The 15447-nt window shown below is 63.2% G+C and carries 11 protein-coding genes; 5 read left to right on the top strand and 6 right to left on the bottom strand.

The genetic code is table 11. The features are described 5' to 3' along the window. Positions 1 to 124: 124 nt before the first annotated feature. From proV to proX, 3 genes are read left to right on the top strand one after another with little or no spacing between them, the layout of a single operon-like run. Entirely contained in the window at positions 125 to 1321 is a 1197-nt protein-coding gene (gene proV, locus AB5Y51_RS20335) for a glycine betaine/L-proline ABC transporter ATP-binding protein ProV (protein WP_010675435.1), read from the top strand. Further along, positions 1318 to 2466 carry a glycine betaine/L-proline ABC transporter permease ProW gene (proW, locus tag AB5Y51_RS20330; RefSeq protein WP_042014434.1) on the top strand — a complete coding sequence of 383 codons (1149 nt, stop codon included), beginning with the start codon at positions 1318 to 1320 and terminating at the stop codon, positions 2464 to 2466. Before proV ends, proW begins: the two co-directional genes overlap by 4 nt. Then, a complete protein-coding gene (gene proX, locus AB5Y51_RS20325; RefSeq protein ID WP_041212478.1) occupies positions 2463 to 3464 on the top strand; it encodes a glycine betaine/L-proline ABC transporter substrate-binding protein ProX in 1002 nt (333 codons plus the stop codon). The genes proW and proX overlap by 4 nt, the downstream gene beginning before the upstream one ends. A 94-nt stretch (positions 3465 to 3558) precedes the next feature. On the opposite strand, the gene AB5Y51_RS20320 is transcribed toward proX, so the two are convergent. From AB5Y51_RS20320 to AB5Y51_RS20310, 3 genes are read right to left on the bottom strand one after another with little or no spacing between them, the layout of a single operon-like run. Then, on the bottom strand, positions 3559 to 4365 hold the full coding sequence (locus tag AB5Y51_RS20320) for a phosphoadenylyl-sulfate reductase (protein ID WP_368179084.1): 807 nt from the start codon (positions 4363 to 4365) through the stop codon (positions 3559 to 3561). Beyond that, positions 4355 to 6067, bottom strand: a complete 1713-nt coding sequence (gene cysI, locus AB5Y51_RS20315; RefSeq protein ID WP_042865065.1) for an assimilatory sulfite reductase (NADPH) hemoprotein subunit — start codon at positions 6065 to 6067, stop codon at positions 4355 to 4357. The genes AB5Y51_RS20320 and cysI overlap by 11 nt, the downstream gene beginning before the upstream one ends. Then, positions 6067 to 7854, bottom strand: coding sequence for an assimilatory sulfite reductase (NADPH) flavoprotein subunit (locus AB5Y51_RS20310; RefSeq protein ID WP_368179109.1), 1788 nt, complete (start codon positions 7852 to 7854; stop codon positions 6067 to 6069). Before AB5Y51_RS20310 ends, cysI begins: the two co-directional genes overlap by 1 nt. Positions 7855 to 8052: 198 nt before the next feature. On the opposite strand from AB5Y51_RS20310, the gene AB5Y51_RS20305 reads away from it, so the two are divergent. Next, positions 8053 to 8850: a PhzF family phenazine biosynthesis protein gene (locus AB5Y51_RS20305; protein ID WP_368179082.1), complete on the top strand. Its 798-nt coding sequence runs from the start codon at positions 8053 to 8055 to the stop codon at positions 8848 to 8850. Between the two features lie 131 nt (positions 8851 to 8981). Here AB5Y51_RS20305 and lysS read toward each other — a convergent pair whose 3' ends face one another. Both lysS and prfB read right to left on the bottom strand, forming a co-directional pair. Continuing rightward, positions 8982 to 10460, bottom strand: coding sequence for a lysine--tRNA ligase (gene lysS / locus AB5Y51_RS20300; RefSeq protein ID WP_223937765.1), 1479 nt, complete (start codon positions 10458 to 10460; stop codon positions 8982 to 8984). 77 nt (positions 10461 to 10537) lie between these two features. After that, a protein-coding gene (gene prfB, locus AB5Y51_RS20295; RefSeq protein ID WP_102948437.1) for a peptide chain release factor 2 occupies positions 10538 to 11636 on the bottom strand; the annotation gives its coding sequence in 2 pieces (ribosomal slippage) (positions 10538 to 11560 and positions 11562 to 11636; 1098 coding nt in all). 252 nt (positions 11637 to 11888) lie between these two features. Here prfB and AB5Y51_RS20290 point away from each other — a divergent pair. Continuing rightward, positions 11889 to 13760, top strand: a complete 1872-nt coding sequence (locus AB5Y51_RS20290; RefSeq protein WP_041215693.1) for a methyl-accepting chemotaxis protein — start codon at positions 11889 to 11891, stop codon at positions 13758 to 13760. A gap of 178 nt (positions 13761 to 13938) precedes the next feature. Here AB5Y51_RS20290 and gltS read toward each other — a convergent pair whose 3' ends face one another. Then, the gene (gltS, locus tag AB5Y51_RS20285; RefSeq protein ID WP_041215692.1) at positions 13939 to 15138 is read right to left on the bottom strand and encodes a sodium/glutamate symporter; all 1200 of its coding nucleotides are present in this window, start codon (positions 15136 to 15138) and stop codon (positions 13939 to 13941) included. Positions 15139 to 15447: the final 309 nt, after the last annotated feature.

Here is a 15447-nt window from a genome sequence, read left to right as displayed (position 1 = left end):
TAAACCTTCCAGGTTGGCTTCAATTGGTTCTTTTGCTTGGGCGTGAAATTGCTTAGTGTTAAAAGCAATTGGCTCACGTTCGACGGTTTGCCAGGCAAGGCGTCGGCCAAGAAAAAAGGACAATATGACAGTCAAACTCGAGGTCAAATCCCTCTACAAAATCTTCGGCGATCAGCCGGATAAAGCGTTCAAATTGCTGGCGAAAGGGCATGATCGCGCCAGTATCCTGAAAAAGACCGGACAGACCCTGGGGGTCCAGGATGTCAATCTGGCCATCAACGAAGGGGAGATCTTCGTGGTGATGGGCCTCTCCGGTTCGGGCAAATCCACCCTGGTGCGTCTTTTCAACCGGCTGATCGAGCCGACCCGCGGCCAGGTGCTGATCGATGGCGAGGACATCGCCGCCATCTCGGAGCGCGAACTGCGCCGGGTGCGCCGCAAGAAGATCAGCATGGTATTCCAGTCCTTCGCCCTGATGCCGCACCTGAGTGTGCTGGAAAATACCGCCTTCGGGCTGGAGCTGGCCGGTGTACCGCTGGCGGAGCGCCAGCAGAGCGCCCGTCAGGCGCTCCATCAGGTGGGGCTGGGGCAGTGGATAGAGGCTTATCCGGATGCCCTCTCCGGCGGCATGAAGCAGCGGGTCGGGCTGGCCCGGGCCCTTGCCAATGACCCCGACATTCTGCTGATGGACGAAGCTTTCTCCGCGCTGGATCCCCTGATCCGCACCGAGATGCAGGATGAGCTGCTCAAGCTGCAGGCCAGCCAGCAGCGCACCATCGTCTTTATCTCCCACGATCTGGACGAGGCAATGCGCATCGGCGATCGCATCGCCATCATGCAGGATGGCCAGCTGGTGCAAGTGGGCACCCCGGACGAGATCCTGAACCAGCCCGCCAACGACTATGTGCGCGCCTTCTTTCGCGGGGTGGATCTGGCCCATGTGTTCAGCGCCCGCGACGTGGCCAGCCGCAAGCAGGTGCCTCTCATCAAGAAACACACCACCGACGGGCCGGGCAACGCCCTGCGCCAGCTCAAGGAGCTTGAGCGGGAGTTCGGGTACGTGGTGGATCGCAGCCGTCGCTTCCTCGGGGTCGTCTCGGTGGAGTCGCTCGGTCAGGCGGTAAGGGCCAAAGGCAGCCTGGAGCAGGCGTTGCTGGCGGACATCCAGCCCATTCTGGCGGACACCGCCCTCAATGAACTGATCAGCCAGGTGGCGGCCGCTCCCTGTCAGGTGCCCGTGGTCGAGGAGGATGGCACTTACCTCGGCCTCATCTCCAAGGCCAATCTGCTCAACACCCTGGACAGGAGTACCCCGGCATGAAGCTGATGAATCCCCATTTCTTGCTGAGCGGGCTGCTGGCCCTGGTGCTGCTGGCGAGCCCTTCCCTGCGGGCCGATGAGGTGGCGGCAGACCCCTGGAGCGCGCCTGCATCCACCGAGGTGTCCGATCCCTGGGGCAGTACCGACACCCAGGCCACCGACTGGCAGAACCAGATCGAAGCCGCCGACACCACAACCGCCATCGACTGGCTGGATCCCTTCCAGCAGGCGCTGGTGCCGCTGGATACCTGGGTGGAAGGGGGCATCGGCTGGCTGGTGGAGAACCTGCGGCCGCTGTTCCAGCTGATCCGCGCACCGGTGGAGCTGACCCTGAACGCCATGACCCATCTGCTGCAGACGGTGCCCTCCACCCTGATGATGGGGCTCCTGGCCCTGCTTGCCTGGCAACTGGTGAACGGCCGCATGGCGCTCGGCACGCTCGTATCTCTTGTGGGGATCGGGCTCATCGGGGCCTGGTCCGATGCCATGGTGACCCTGTCCCTGGTGCTGACCTCGCTGTTCTTCTGCGTGCTGCTGGGGTTGCCCACCGGCATCCTGCTGGCCCGCAGCGAGCGGCTCTCCACCTGGACCCGGCCGCTGCTGGATGCCATGCAGACCACCCCGGCATTCGTCTACCTCATCCCCATCGTGATGCTGTTTGGCATCGGCAACGTGCCCGGGGTGGTGGTGACCGTCATCTTCGCCCTGCCGCCCATGATCCGGCTCACCATGCTGGGCATTCGCCAGGTGCCCACGGATCTGGTGGAGGCGGCCCACTCGTTCGGTGCCAGCCCCTCCCAGTTGCTGTTCAAGGTTCAGCTGCCGCTCGCCATGCCCACCATCATGGCCGGGGTCAACCAGACCCTGATGCTGGCGCTCTCCATGGTGGTGATCGCCTCCATGATCGCGGTGGGGGGCCTCGGCCAGATGGTACTGCGCGGCATCGGCCGGCTCGACATGGGGCTCGCCTCCATCGGCGGCCTCGGCATCGTGCTGCTGGCCATCGTGCTCGACCGCCTCACCCAGGCGATGGGGCAACCGGATCGCACCCGTACCGGCCGCTGGTATCAGCACGGCCCCGCCGCCCTGCTGCTGCGCCTGGCCGGCCGTGACAAGAAAATCGATTACAAAGGAGTAAACGCATGAGACAGACCACCAAAGGATTGACCCTGGGCACATTGCTGCTGAGTGCTCAACTGCTGAGCCCGCTCGCCATGGCCAGCGCCGAGTTGCCGGGGGAGGGGGTTCGCGTTCAGCCCCTGCAGAGCTCCTTGCCGGAAGAGGCCTTCCAGAGCCTGCTGGTGAGCAAGCTGATGGCGCGTCTGGGTTACGATGTCCAGCCCGCCCAGGAGGTGGACTACAACGTGGCTTATGCCTCGGTGGCCCAGGGAGACGGCACCTTCCTCGCGTTCAACTGGGTGCCGCTGCAGGACAACAAGTACGAGCAGGCGGGAGGCGACAAGGTGTTCTTCCGTGAGGGCACCTATGTGGCCGGTGCCGCCCAGGGGTACCTCATCGACAAGAAGACCGCGACCCAATACGGCATCACCAACCTGGGCCAGCTCAAGGATCCCGAGGTGGCGGCGCTGTTTGACGGGGATGGCGACGGCAAGGCCGACCTCATTGGTTGCAACCCCGGCTGGGGCTGCGAGGGGGCGATCAACCATCACCTCGACGCCTTTGGTCTGACCCCCACGGTGGCCCACAAGCAGGGCAACTACGCGGCGCTGATCGCCGATACCCTGGCTCGCTACCAGGCCGGCAAGCCGGTGCTCTATTACACCTGGACCCCCTACTGGCTCAGCAGCGAACTGGTGCCGGGCAAGGATGTGGTGTGGCTGGAAGTCCCCGCCGACGCCCCGGATGCGGCCAAGACCCGTTTGCCGAACGGCAAGAACTACGGCTTTGCGGTGAACACCATGCATATCGTTGCCAACAAGCGGTTTGCCGAGGCCAATCCGGCCGCCGCCAAGCTCTTCTCCATCGTCAAGCTGCCGCTCAATGACATCAACGTGCAGAACGGCCTGATGAACAAGGGGCAGAACAAGCCGGCGGACGTGGAACGTCATGCCGACGCCTGGCTCAAGGGCCACGAGGCACTGGTGAACGACTGGCTGAATCAGGCGCGCGCCGCCGCCATGTAATGAGGGGTACGTCGCCCTTCTGCGCAAAGAAAAACGCCCGGCAGTTGCCGGGCGTTTTTTGTGGGCGGGCGCAGCACATGGCCGGGCCGGGGGATCAGATGCCGGAGCCGTCGCTCTCGCCACCTTCCTCATGCAGGCCGCACTCGCGCTTGAGGCCGAAGAAGCGGGTCTGCTCCTCGCTCATGCCGGGCTCCCACTTGGCGGTGGTGTGCACGTCGCCGACCGAGAGGTAGCCCTGCTCCCACAGCGGGTGGTAGGGGAGGTCGAACTCCTTGAAGTAGTAGAAGACGTCCTTGTTGCTCCAGTCGATCACCGGCAGGAACTTGAAGCGACCGCGCTGGATGGCCAGCACCGGCAGCTTGCCCCGGCTGCCAGACTGCTCACGGCGCAGGCCCGAGAACCAGGTGCGGGCACCCAGCTCGTTCAGGGCGCGGTCCATGGGCTCCACCTTGTTGAGCTGGTTGTAGCGGGTGATCCCCTCCACCCCCTGCTCCCACAGGAGGCCGAAGCGGGCCTCCTGCCAGGCCGGGCTGAGTTCGGCCCGGTAGATTTTGAGGTTGAGCGCGAGACGCTCGGTCAGCTCGTCGATGAAACGGTAGGTCTCGGGGAAGAGGTAACCGGTGTCGGTCAGCACCACGGGTACGTCGGCCCGCTCGCGGCTCACCAGGTGCAGCATGAGCGCCGCCTGGATGCCGAAACTCGACGACAGCACATGCTCCCCCGGCAGGTTGGCCAGGGCCCAGCGCACCCGCTCGGGGGCGCTCATGGCGTCCAGCTCCCGGTTGAGGGGGGCCAGCACCTCGACCTGCTCCTCCCGGCTCAGGGCCAGCAGGTCGTCGAGGTCGAGCCGGCCGTCGGCGGTGCGCGCCAGCCGGGCTGTATCAGTCTGTTCAGGCTGCATAGAAGTCCCTCGCGGAGTCGATAACCGGGGCGATGATGCCGGCGCGAATGACAAAATCGCCGAAGCACTCGTCCGGGTTGCGATCCTTGGCCCAGCGGCCGATCAGGGCGTCCAGTTCGGCCAGGATCTGCGGCTCGGTGATGTTCTCCAGGTGCAGGCGCGGGATGCGGGTCCCCTCAAGGTTGCCCCCCAGGTGCAGGTTGTAGCGACCCGGCGCCTTGCCCACCAGACCCACTTCCGCCAGCATGGCGCGGCCGCAGCCGTTGGGGCAGCCGGTGACCCGGAAGATGATGGCGTCATCCGCCAGGCCGTGCTTGGCCAGCAGCCCCTCGATGTCGGTGACGAAGGCAGGCAGCATGCGCTCGGCCTCGGCCATTGCCAGGGGGCAGGTGGGCAGGGCCACACAGGCCATGGACTGCTTGCGCTGCTCGCTCACGCCGTCATCCAGCAGACCGTACTGGCGCGCCAGCGCCTCAATGCGTGCCTTCTCGCCGGCAGGCACGCCCGCGATGATGAGGTTCTGGTTGGCGGTGAGGCGGAAGTCCCCCTGATGCACCTTGGCGATCTCCAGCATGCCGGTCTTGAGGGGCTTGCCCGGGAAGTCCAGCAGGCGGCCGTTCTCGATAAACAGGGTCAGGTGGTGCTTGCCGTCGATCCCCTCCACCCAGCCGAAGCGATCGCCACGACTGGTGAATTCATAGGGGTGAACCGGCCCGAACTGGATGCCGGCGCGGTTCTCCACCTCGGCCTTGAAGGCCTCGACCCCCACCCGTTCAAGGGTGTACTTGGTCTTGGCGTTCTTGCGGTTGACCCGGTTGCCCCAGTCGCGCTGGGTGCTGACCACGGCGGCCGCCACCTCCAGCACGTGGGAGAGCGGAATGAAGCCAAAGTCGCTCGCCTTGCGCGGGTAGGTGGTGGTGTCGCCGTGGGTCATGGCCAGACCGCCCCCCACCAGCACGTTGAAGCCCACCAGCTTGCCGTGTTCTGCAATGGCCACGAAGTTGAGATCGTTGGCGTGGATGTCCACATCGTTGTGGGGCGGGATGACCACGGTTGTCTTGAATTTGCGCGGCAGGTAGTTGGAGCCCAGGATCGGCTCCTCGTCACCCCCCAGCTTCTCGCCATCCAGCCAGATCTCCACGTAGGCGCGGGTCTTGGGCAGCAGGTGCTCGGAGATCTTCTTGGCCCACTCGTAGGCCTCCTGGTGCAACTCGGACTCCACCGGGTTGCTCGTGCAGAGCACGTTGCGGTTCACGTCCCCCGCGGTGGCGATGGAGTCGATACCTGTGCTGTTGAGGGTCTGGTGCATCAGCTTGATGTCGCGCTTCAGTACCCCGTGGAACTGGAAGGTCTGGCGGGTGGTCAGGCGGATGCTGCCGTACATGCTGTGTTCTTCGGCGAACTTGTCGATCACCTGCCACTGGGCCGGGGTGATGATGCCGCCGGGCAGGCGGGCGCGCAGCATGACGTTGTGCAGGGGCTCCAGCTTCTGGGCGGCGCGCTCCGGGCGGATGTCGCGGTCATCCTGCTGATACATGCCGTGGAAGCGGATCAGCTGGAAGTTGTCGCCGTTGAAGCCGCCGGTGAGCGGGTCCTGCAGATCTTCGGCGATGGTGCCGCGCAGGAAGTTGCTCTCGCGCTTGAGGCGTTCGTTGTCAGCCAGCGGCCCTTCGACCGGTCCCGGAATAAGTTGTTTGCTCATCAATAGACATCCCTTTGATAACGTTTGGCACGACGCAATTCGCTCAGATACTCTTCTGCTTCCTCACGGCTCTTGTGGCCGTGTTCCGCAATCACTTCCAGCAGGGCTTCCTGCACATCCTTCGCCATGTGGTTGGCGTCGCCACACACATAGAAGTGAGCGCCTGCTTCCAGCCACTGGTAGAGCTCAAGCCCTGCCTCGCGCAGGCGGTCCTGCACATAAATCTTGTTGGCCTGATCCCGGCTGAAGGCCAGGGAGATCCTGGACAGCAGGCCCGATTTCACATAACGCTGCCACTCCACCTGATAGAGGAAGTCCTGGGTGAAGTGGGGGTTGCCGAAGAAGAGCCAGTTCTTGCCCTCTGCCCCCTGTGCTTCCCGCTCCTGCAGGAAGGCGCGGAACGGGGCAATGCCGGTGCCCGGCCCCACCATGATGACGGGGGTGTCGGGATTGGCGGGCAGGCGGAAGTTGTCGTTGTGCTCCACGAACACCCGGACCTCGGCATCTTCCGGCAGACGGTCCGCCAGATAGGAGGAGGCGCCGCCGCTTCGCACTGTGCCATCTTCTTGGCGGTAGCGCACCACGCCGACGGTCAGGTGCACCTCTTCTTCCACCTCGCTCTGGGCGGAGGCGATGGAGTAGAGGCGGGGGGTGAGGGGGCGCAGCAGTGCGATCAGTTGATCGGCACTCAAGGAAGCCGGGAAGCGTTTCAGTACGTCCACCACCTGGGCGCTGGCCACCAGGGCGTTGACCTGGGCCTTGTCACCGGCCAGATCTTTGAGCGCCGCGTTGTCCGTGATCTCGGCGAGGCCAGTGATCAGGCCCCCGTGCAGCCGGGTCAGCTCGTAGTGACGGGTCAGCGCCTCGCGCAGGCTGCCATGAGGGGTAGCCTCGTCACCGGTCAGACCGGCCAGGACCAGCACTTCCCCCACGAGATCGGCGTCGTTGTCGAACCAGATGCCGAGCGCATCCCCCGGTTGATAGGTGATGCCGGACTCTTCCAGGTTGATCTCGATGTGACGGATGTCCTTGGTGGAGTCGCGGCCGGTGATCTTCTGGTTCACCGAGAGTCTGGCCGGGAAGGGGTTCTCCTTGTTGTACTGGCTGTGGCCGACGGCGGCCTGCACCGAGCCCGCCACGCTGGCAGTCGCGGCGCCGGCAGAGAGGGTGGCGGCGACCGCCGCAACGGCCTGCTCGCCCCAGGCCTTGGCGGCATCCTGATAATCCACATCGAGGCTAGCTAGCTCATGGATGCGCTCGGCCCCCGCTTTGGCGAGGAAACCATCGAAATCCTTGCCGGTCTGGCAGAAGAACTCATAGGAGCTGTCACCCAGCCCCAGCACGGCAAACTTGAGCCCTTCCAGCTTGCCGACCTTGCCTTTTTTAAGCTGCTCGAACAGATCGACGGCGCTCTCGGGGGGCTCCCCCTCCCCGTAAGTGCTCACTACCACCAGCAGGTGGCTCTCTTTCTTGAGCTGCTTGGGTTTGTAGTCCGCCATGGAGGTGAGGGTCACCGGCAGGCCGCGGGCCTCGGCCTGGGCCTTGATGGCGCTGGCCACGCCCTTGGCATTCCCGGTCTGGGAGCCGTAGAGAATGGTCAGGCTGCCGCCGGGAGCCGCGGCTTCTGCGCCTGCGCTCGCCACGGGCTGGACGCCCGCCTGGGAGAGGCCGTAGAGATAACCGCTGACCCAGGCCAGTTGCTGGGTATTGAGGGTGGTGAGAACTTGGTTGAGCTGGCGCTGCTGTTCGTCAGAGAGCGGGCTCAGGATGGGGGCTGTCAATGGCATCACACATGTCTTCCATGGTCTGATTTTTGGTCAGGGTAAGGGGTGTAATGAATAACAACAAAGAATAAAAATATCTTCTTTATGCGATTTATGAATTTATAAAGCCAAAATCCATCTCAGCCCCGGTGCGCCCGTGATATAAAAATGGCCTTGCCGAGCCCCCTGTCCCGGGGATCTCTCATGTCCCAAGGAGCAACCATGTCCCGTCTCTATCATGTCAACGCCTTCAGCCATCACCCCTTCGCAGGCAACCCCGCCGTGGTGGTGCTGGGGGAAGCGCGGCCCGACGCCGAGCTGCAGGCCATGGCAGCGGAGTTCAACCTCTCTGAGAGCGCCTTTCTGACCCAACTGGGGGAGGGGCATTACGGATTGCGCTGGTTCACCCCGCAAGTGGAGGTGGACTTGTGCGGCCATGGCACCCTGGCGGCGGCCCATGTGCTGTGGCAGACGGGGGAGGTGGCCGAAGCTCAGCCCATCCGCTTCGCGACCCGCAGCGGCGAGCTGGTGGCCAGGCGCGAAGAGAGCTGGATCTGGCTCGACTTCCCGCGCATTGCCCTGGCGCCCCTCGAGCTGGATCCTGCCTATGGGGCGGCTCTTGGCTGCCAGCCGCTGCAAACCCTGGCGGCCGGGGCCAAGTTCCTGCTTGAGCTCGCCAGCGAGGAGGCGGTCCGCGCGCTTACCCCCGATTTTCACGCCCTGCGGGCGCTGCCGGGCCGGGGGATCATGGTGACGGCGCCATCGAGCCGGAAGGAGGACGACTTCGTCTCCCGCTACTTCGCCCCCTGGGTAGGAGTGGACGAGGATCCGGTGACCGGCTCCAACCACTGCGCCCTGGTGCCCTTCTGGGCCGAGCGGCTCGGCAAACGGCAATTGCGGGCCCGCCAGATCTCGGCCCGGGGTGGGGATCTCAGGCTGGAACTGCAGGAGGGGCGAGTGCTGATGGCGGGCCGGGCACTGACCCTGTGGCAGGGGGAGTGGCTGCTGCCGCCGGCCTGATAAGCGGCAAGTTGGTGGCGTATTGAAGGTTCGCCACCGGTTGTGTCCGTCATAAAAAACGCCCCGCAATTGCGGGGCGTTTTGATTGCCATGGACGGCAGCGTTTTGCTGCGGCCCTGTTTCTGCGGCGCTTACTTTTGTGGACGCAAGGCCGGGAACAGGATGACGTCGCGGATGGTGTGGCTGTTGGTGAACAGCATCACCAGACGGTCGATACCGATACCCTGACCGGCGGTCGGCGGCAGACCGTGTTCCAGCGCGGTGACGAAGTCGGCGTCGTAGAACATGGCTTCGTCGTCCCCTGCGGCTTTCTGGTCAACCTGGGCCTGGAAGCGCTCGGCCTGATCTTCCGCATCGTTCAGCTCGGAGAAGCCGTTGGCCAGCTCGCGGCCGCCGATGAAGAATTCGAAGCGGTCGGTGACGTCCGGGTTCTGGTCGTTGCGGCGGGCCAGCGGGGAGACGGCGGCCGGGTACTCGGTGATGAAGGTCGGTTGCAGCAGCATGTGTTCCACGGTCTCTTCGAAGATCGCGGTGATCACGTGGCCCAGCTCCCAGCTCTTCATCAGCTCGATCTTCAGACCCTTGGCGACGGCGGTGGCCTTCTCAAGAGTGGCCAGATCGTCACGGGTCACACCCGGGTTGTACTTCAGGATGGAGTCCACCATGGAGAGGCGCTGGAACGGCTGACCGAAATCGATGGTCAGGCCCTCTTCGCCCTCTTTGGCGTAACGGATCTTGGTGTCGCCCAGGATGTCCTGTGCCAGGGTGCGCAGCATCTCTTCGGTGAGATCCATCAGATCGATGTAATCGGCGTAGGCCATATAGAACTCGAGCATGGTGAACTCGGGGTTATGGCGAACGGAGATGCCTTCGTTGCGGAAGTTGCGGTTGATCTCGTAGACACGCTCGAAACCACCGACCACCAGACGCTTCAGATAGAGTTCCGGAGCGATACGCAGGTACATGTCGATGTCCAGCGCATTGTGGTGGGTGATGAAGGGACGTGCGGAGGCGCCACCCGGGATGACTTGCATCATGGGGGTTTCCACTTCCATGAAGCGCTTGTCATTCAGGAACTTGCGAATGCCGGCCACCACCTTGGTGCGGGTCACGAAGGTCTTGCGGGACTCTTCGTTGGCGATCAGGTCCAGGTAACGCTGGCGGCAGCGGGCTTCCTGGTCGGTCAGACCCTTGTGCTTCTCGGGCAGCGGGCGCAGGGCCTTGGTCAGCAGGCGGATGGTGGAGACGTGTACGGAGAGCTCACCGGCGTTGGTGCGGAACAGGGTGCCCTCGACACCGACGATGTCACCCAGATCCCACTTCTTGAACTGCTCGTTGTAGAAGCCTTCCGGCAGGTCGTCACGGGTCACGTAGATCTGGATCTTGCCAGCCATGTCCTGCAGGGTCGCGAAAGACGCCTTGCCCATGATCCGGCGGGTCATGATGCGACCGGCAATCTTCACCTGTTTACCCAGGGCGACCAGCTCGTCATTGCTCTTGTCGCCGAATTCGGCGTGCAGATCGCCGGAGAGGCTGTCACGACGGAAATCGTTTGGGAAGGGGTTGCCCTGGGCGCGCAAGGCGGCCAGCTTGGAGCGACGCTCAAGCATCTCGTTGTTCAGTTCGAGAGTCTGGTCGACTTCCGGGGTGGTGGTTTGTTCAGACATGGTGATTCCTGCTGCTCTGTTTACAGGCCTGATTTCAGGCTGGCTTCGATAAACTTGTCCAAGTCGCCGTCGAGTACCGATTGGGTATTGCGGGTTTCGACGCCGGTGCGCAGATCCTTGATACGGGAATCATCCAGTACGTAGGAGCGGATCTGGCTGCCCCAGCCGATGTCGGACTTGGTCTCTTCGAGGGCTTGCTTCTCAGCGTTCTGCTTTTGAATTTCCAGCTCGTAGAGCTTGGCCTTCAACTGCTTCATACACTGATCTTTGTTCTTGTGCTGGGAACGGTCGTTCTGGCACTGCACCACCACGCCGGTCGGCACGTGGGTGATACGCACCGCGGACTCGGTCCGGTTGACGTGCTGACCACCGGCACCGGAGGCGCGGTAGACATCGATGCGAAGATCAGCCGGGTTGATCTCGATCTCGATGTCATCATCGATCTCGGGGTAGACGAACACGGAGCAGAACGAGGTGTGGCGACGGCCGCCGGAATCGAACGGCGACTTGCGTACCAGGCGGTGCACGCCGGTCTCGGTGCGCAGCCAGCCGAAGGCATACTCGCCGGTGAACTTGATGGTGGCGGACTTGATGCCGGCCACGTCGCCCTCGGAGCATTCGATGAGCTCGGGCTTGTAGCCGTGGGCATCGCCCCAGCGCAGGTACATGCGCAGCACCATGTTGGCCCAGTCCTGGGCCTCGGTGCCACCGGAACCGGACTGGATATCGATGTAGCAGTCGGAACCGTCGTGCTGACCGGAGAACATGCGACGGAACTCGAGATCCACCAGCTTGGCCTCCAGCTCGTCCGCTTCGACCACGGCTTCGTTGAAGGTCTCTTCGTCTTCGCCTTCGACGGCCAGGCTGACCAGCATCTCGACGTCATCGACGCCCTGGGTCAGGGTATCGATGGTGCTGACGACGTTCTCCAGGGAGACGCGCTCCTTGCCCAGCGCCTGTGCGCGCTCGGGTTCGTTCCAGACATCCGGCTGTTCCAGCTCGGCATTGACCTCTTCTAGACGCTCTTTCTTGGCGTCATAGTCAAAGGTACCCCCTAAGCAGCTCGGTCCTCTCAGACAGCTCCTTAAGCTTGTTTAATACAGGATTGACTTCAAACATCGTGAAAACTCTCGGGGTCGATGTGATTTAAAAACGGGATATTCTAGCCAATTGCAGAAGGAATAAACAGGGTTGGCTGGCCCCGCTCTTTTTCCTGCTCCAATTTTCCGCAGCATTTTTAAAATTTCCGCGTAAAATATCGTCACTCACGCCATTCTCCGCTTCAGTTTTGCGCAGATTGGCCGCTAACAACACACAGTGCCACGCACTCCCGATTGATCCTGTTCCCGACCCCCACAAGAAGAAAACACGATGAAAAACCTATCACTCAAGCAGAAGATACTGTTGTCTGTGGTCATCGCCTTGTCACTGGTGATCCTGCTGCTCTCCTGGCAGAGCTACACCAGCCAGAAATCCATGCTGCTGCAAGGCAGTCAGGAACAGGTGCAGCGCCTTGGCAGCCAGCAGGCCGCCAGCGTCAGCGACTGGCTTGCCGCCCGTCGTGACGTTATCCAGGCCCTTGGCAACAAGGCCGGTGCCGAGCCCCTCAACGCCCTGCAACAGGCCCAGGTGTCCGGCCGTTTCCAGCTCACCTATTTTGGTGAGGGCAGCGGCAAGATGAACGACTCCGACCCCTCCATCAACCGCGACGGTTACGATCCCCGCTCCCGTGGCTGGTATCAGGAAGCCATGGCCAAGGGCGGCATGATCGTCACCAAACCCTACCTCGACGTGGCCTACAACATTCTGGTGGTGACCCTGGCCCAGCCTGCCCAGGGCGGCGTGGTGGGGGGGGATCTCTCCATCGCCTCCCTGGTGGATGACATCACCAAGATGAAGCTGCCTGCGGACGGCTTCGCCATCCTGATGCACAAGGATGGCACCGTCATCGCCTACAAGGATGCGGCCAAGGCGATGAAGCCAGCCAGCGAGATCGACAACGATCTGACCAATGCCCTGATCGAGCAGAGCAAGGCGAGCAACAGCCTGGTGCCTGCTTTCTTCGACAACGAGGGGCGTGACAAGCTGCTGTGGGCGACGGACATTCCGGACACCGACTGGGAGCTGGTGCTGGTACTGGACAAGAGCACCCTGGAGGCGCCGCTCTCCTCCCTGCTGATGACCCAGCTCGGCCTGGCCCTGCTGGTGCTGGTGGGCAGCATTCTCGCCATCTCCTGGCTGGTCAGCCTGCTGCTCGGCCCCCTCACCAAGGTGTCCCAGGCCCTGGCCCGCATCGCCGACGGTAACGGCGATCTGACCCAGCGCATCAAGATCGACGCCAATGACGAAGTGGGCCAGCTCGCTGGCAGCTTCAACCGCTTCGTGGGCAGCCAGCATCAGCTCATCGCCAACATCCGTCAGCTTGCCAACGAGCTGAACGCCGATGCCGAACGCAGTCTGGTGACCAACCAGGCCGCGGTGGAAGAGCTGCAACGCCAGCAACAGGAGGTGACCATGGTCGCCACCGCCGTCACCGAGATGGCGAGTGCCACCATGGAGATCGCGGGCAACGCCGAGAACACCGCTGCCGCCGCCCAGCAATCCGCCCAGAGCAGTGAACAGGGCAAGATCCTGGTAAACCAGACTCGCCAATCCATCAACAACCTGGCCGAGGAAGTGGGGCAGGCGACCGGCGTCATCGGCGAGCTGAGCCGTCACGCTCAGGCCATCTCCGGCATCCTCTCCACCATCCAGGGCATCGCCGAGCAGACCAACCTGCTGGCGCTGAACGCGGCCATCGAAGCGGCCCGTGCCGGCGAACAGGGTCGCGGTTTCGCCGTGGTGGCGGACGAGGTGCGGGTGTTGTCGCGCCGTACCCAGGATTCCACTCAGGAGATCCAGTCCACCATCGAAACCCTGCAACAGACCACGGCCCGCGCGGTGAGCCTGATGCAGACCAGCCAGGGGCTGGCGGACAACAGCGTGAAGGATGCCGACGCTGCCGCTGCGGCCCTGGAGGAGATCACCCAGGCCGTCAGCCTCATCTCCGACATGGCGGGCCAGATCGCCACCGCCGCCGAGGAGCAGACCCAGGTGACCGGTGAAATCACCCAGAACACCACCGCCATCAAGGATGTGAGCGACGAGATCACCGCTTCCGCCATGCGCGACCTGGATCAGGCGCACAACCTCAAGGGGCGTGCCACCAACCTGAACCAGCAGGTGTCGACCTTTATTTTGTAAGGAAGGTCAGGCCGCAGTCCTACCTACCGTGGCGTCAGTAAAAAGCCCCGCACCTTGGTGCGGGGCTTTTTGTTGCCTGTCGTCGGCCCCTTGGTGGGGGTCGGGGCAGCGTCCAGGGACCAGCAAGCAAAGAGCCCACCGCAAGGTGGGCTCTGTCATACGGGACCTGCGTCCGGGATCACAGGAAGGGCAGGGCCAGGAACAGCTTGATCACCACGGCGTTGATGATGTCGATGAAGAAGGCACCGACCATGGGCACCACCAGGAAGGCCAGGTGGGAGGGGCCAAAGCGCTGGGTGATGGCCTGCATGTTGGCAATGGCAGTGGGGGTGGCGCCGAGGCCGAAGCCGCAGTGACCCGCCGCCAGCACGGCCGCATCATAGTTGCGCCCCATGACCCGGAAGGTGACGAAGATGGCGTAGAGCGCCATCGCTACCGTCTGCACGGCCAGCAGTATGAAGATGGGCAGGGCCAGGCTTGCCAGCTCCCACAGCTTGAGGCTCATCAGCGCCATGGCGAGGAAGAGCGACAGGCTGACGTTGCCGAGCAGGGAGACCTCACGGTCGCTCACTTCGTGCCAGTTGAGCAGGGTGAGCAGGTTGCGCAGCAGCACGCCGACGAACAGCACGCAGACGAAGATCGGCAACTCGAAGACGCCGCCCTTGAGGTAGAGGGCCAGCATTTCGCCCCCTTTCAGGCTGATGGCGATGAGTGCCAGGGTCTCGATCAGGCTGAAGGTGGTGAGCGGGCGCTCCATGTCCGGCATCTCGAAGCCCTGGGGGGCGCCGTCACGGTTGTGCTCCTCACCGGGCACCTGCACTTTCTTCACCAGATAACGGGCCACCGGGCCGCCGATGAGGCCCCCCAGCACCAGGCCGAAGGTGGCACAGGCAATCGCCAGCTCGGCGGCGGATTGCACGCCGTATTTCTCGGTGAAGATGGAGCCCCAGGCCGCCCCGGTGCCGTGGCCGCCGGAGAGGGTGATGGAGCCGGCCAGCAGCCCCATGTGGGGATCCAGCCCCAGCAGGGTGGCCAGACCCACCCCCAGGGTGTTCTGCACCAGCAGCAGGCCGGTGACCACCAGCAGGAAGGTGGCCACCGCCTTGCCGCCGCGCTTGAGGCTGCCCAGATCGGCGGAGAGGCCGATGGAGGCGAAGAAGGTCAGCATCAGGGCCGTCTGCAGGCTGGTATCAAATTGCAGTTCGATCTGCAGGGTGGAACGCAGCACCAGCAGCACCAGGGCAACCACCAGGCCACCGGCCACGGGTTTGGGGATGTTGAAAGTGCGCAGGGGTCCTATCTTGTTGACCAGCAGGCGGCCAAGCAGCAGCACCAGGGTCGCGGCGACCAGGGTGGCGTAGGCATCAAGTTGTAGCATTCAGTGCTCCCATGTTGATCGGCTGTGTCTTTGGCGAGAAAGACTCACGGATCCAGCCGGGATGAAACAGAGTGGCGAACGCGCCAGTGACAGAGGGGCCGCAGCCCCGTCCCTCTGCAAAAGAGGGGGTCGACACGAGCCCGTGTTCGTCGGGCGTCCAGATGAGATTTGTGAAAAATCCGCCGGATAATAGCAAAAAACACCAAGTACATCCACATATGTCACATTAATGATTAAAACATGGTGTTAACATGGCATTTAAAACTGCCTCGCCGAGTGTGCTCCGGATCGCAACAATGCTGCTGCCGC

The organism is Aeromonas sp. R7-1, assembly GCF_040908115.1.
GTDB lineage: Bacteria > Pseudomonadota > Gammaproteobacteria > Enterobacterales > Aeromonadaceae > Aeromonas > Aeromonas caviae.
The sequence above is the reverse complement of the archived record's forward strand: the minus strand, read 5'-3'. Positions and strand labels throughout refer to the sequence as shown.

Excerpts from the sequence above, each read along its gene's own strand:
- proV (WP_010675435.1), top strand. The coding sequence starts at position 125 with ATGACAGTCAAACTCGAGGTCAAATCCCTCTACAAAATCTTCGGCGAT.
- proW (WP_042014434.1), top strand. The coding sequence starts at position 1,318 with ATGAAGCTGATGAATCCCCATTTCTTGCTGAGCGGGCTGCTGGCCCTG.
- cysI (WP_042865065.1), bottom strand. The coding sequence starts at position 6,067 with ATGAGCAAACAACTTATTCCGGGACCGGTCGAAGGGCCGCTGGCTGAC.
- AB5Y51_RS20290 (WP_041215693.1), top strand. The coding sequence starts at position 11,889 with ATGAAAAACCTATCACTCAAGCAGAAGATACTGTTGTCTGTGGTCATC.
- AB5Y51_RS20310 (WP_368179109.1), bottom strand. The coding sequence starts at position 7,854 with ATGCCATTGACAGCCCCCATCCTGAGCCCGCTCTCTGACGAACAGCAG.
- gltS (WP_041215692.1), bottom strand. The coding sequence starts at position 15,138 with ATGCTACAACTTGATGCCTACGCCACCCTGGTCGCCGCGACCCTGGTG.
- lysS (WP_223937765.1), bottom strand. The coding sequence starts at position 10,460 with ATGCTTGAGCGTCGCTCCAAGCTGGCCGCCTTGCGCGCCCAGGGCAAC.
- AB5Y51_RS20320 (WP_368179084.1), bottom strand. The coding sequence starts at position 4,365 with ATGCAGCCTGAACAGACTGATACAGCCCGGCTGGCGCGCACCGCCGAC.
- proX (WP_041212478.1), top strand. The coding sequence starts at position 2,463 with ATGAGACAGACCACCAAAGGATTGACCCTGGGCACATTGCTGCTGAGT.
- AB5Y51_RS20305 (WP_368179082.1), top strand. The coding sequence starts at position 8,053 with ATGTCCCGTCTCTATCATGTCAACGCCTTCAGCCATCACCCCTTCGCA.